3 protein-coding genes are annotated in these 1242 nt (G+C 65.7%); all 3 read left to right on the plus strand.

Annotation, left to right across the window (positions count from 1 at the left end; genetic code table 11):
* Positions 1–455, plus strand: a 455-nt coding sequence (locus tag AB4Y84_RS21945) for a chemotaxis protein CheW (RefSeq protein WP_442250970.1), incomplete at its 5' end; no start/stop codon positions are given.
* A 94-nt stretch (positions 456–549) separates the two neighbouring features.
* On the plus strand, positions 550–858 hold the full coding sequence (locus tag AB4Y84_RS21950) for an STAS domain-containing protein (protein ID WP_442243498.1): 309 nt from the start codon (positions 550–552) through the stop codon (positions 856–858).
* Positions 855–1220, plus strand: coding sequence for a response regulator (locus tag AB4Y84_RS21955; RefSeq protein WP_025878971.1), 366 nt, complete (start codon positions 855–857; stop codon positions 1218–1220). The genes AB4Y84_RS21950 and AB4Y84_RS21955 overlap by 4 nt, the downstream gene beginning before the upstream one ends.
* The last annotated feature ends 22 nt before the right edge of the window (positions 1221–1242 follow it).

Below are 1242 nucleotides of genomic sequence, written 5' to 3' on the forward strand. Positions count from 1 at the left end.
GCAGCCCGCATCCGCAGAACCGCCGCGCCGGCGAACGCACGTCGCGTTGGCTGCGCCTGCGCTGTGGCACCCAGGCCTACGCGCTGGAACTGCTGAAGGTGCAGGAAGTGGTGCTGCCGGTGCCGTTGCTGCCACTGCGCGGCACTGCCCCGGAAATGCTCGGCATCATGAACCTGCGTGGCCAGGTGGTGCCGGTGATGGATCTCGGCCTGCACCTGGGTGCGGCCTCCGCCGAGGATGACGCGCAGACCCGCATCGTCGTGCTTGAGGAGAACGGCGAGACCCTGGGCCTGCGTGTGTCGGCCGTGGAGGACGTCGCCAACCTGACCGACTCGCAGATCGAGCCACCCGATACCGCCCGCATCTGCCAGATCTCCAATGAACTGTTCCGCGGCGTGGCCCGCATCAGCCAGCGGCCGATGATCCTGCTCGACGCCACGCAGCTGCTGGGGTGAATCCGTGCTCTGAATCGGCGCGCAGCGCCGATACCCCTAAAGAACCGCCCCACGGTGCCGTTATGAATGCTGGAACCGTTTGTCCGGAGCAACGATGAGCACTGTCGAACTGGGTGAGGATCTCGGCATCGAGAGCAGCACCGAGCTCAAGAACCGCCTTTCGCCCTTGGTGGCGGAAGCAGGCGAGCTGACCCTGGATGCAAGCCAGGTCGGCCGCATCCACACCGCCAGCATGCAGGTGCTGTGCGCCTTCGTGCAGGTCCGCCGCGAGGCAGGCCTGGGCACCGGCTTCCACGGTTGCACTGCAACCTTCCGTGACGCTGCACGCCTGTTGGGCGTCACCCAGGCCCTGGGCCTGGACGTACCCCATGACAACCTGAAATCTGTGGAGAACGCTGCATGAGCGCACGTATCTTGGTGGTGGACGATTCGGCGTCGATGCGCCAGATGGTTTCCTTCGCCCTCACCTCGGCCGGTTTTGCCGTCGAAGAAGCTGAAGACGGCGCGGTCGCGCTCGGACGTGCCAAGGGCCAGCGCTTCAATGCGGTGGTCACCGACGTCAACATGCCGAACATGGACGGCATCGCGCTGATCCGCGAACTGCGCCAGCTGCCGGACTACAAGTTCACGCCGATGCTGATGCTGACCACCGAGTCGGCAGCGGACAAGAAGTCCGAAGGCAAGGCCGCCGGTGCCACCGGCTGGCTGGTGAAGCCGTTCAATCCCGAACAGCTGGTCGCCACCGTGCAGAAAGTGCTGGGCTGATCGCCCCGCACTGCTCCCCCTC

This window comes from Stenotrophomonas sp. 2YAF22 (assembly GCF_052114665.1).
Taxonomy (GTDB): Bacteria; Pseudomonadota; Gammaproteobacteria; order Xanthomonadales; family Xanthomonadaceae; genus Stenotrophomonas; species Stenotrophomonas indicatrix.

Coding starts and splice junctions, on each gene's coding strand:
- AB4Y84_RS21950 (WP_442243498.1), top strand. CDS start 550: ATGAGCACTGTCGAACTGGGTGAGGATCTCGGCATCGAGAGCAGCACC.
- AB4Y84_RS21955 (WP_025878971.1), top strand. CDS start 855: ATGAGCGCACGTATCTTGGTGGTGGACGATTCGGCGTCGATGCGCCAG.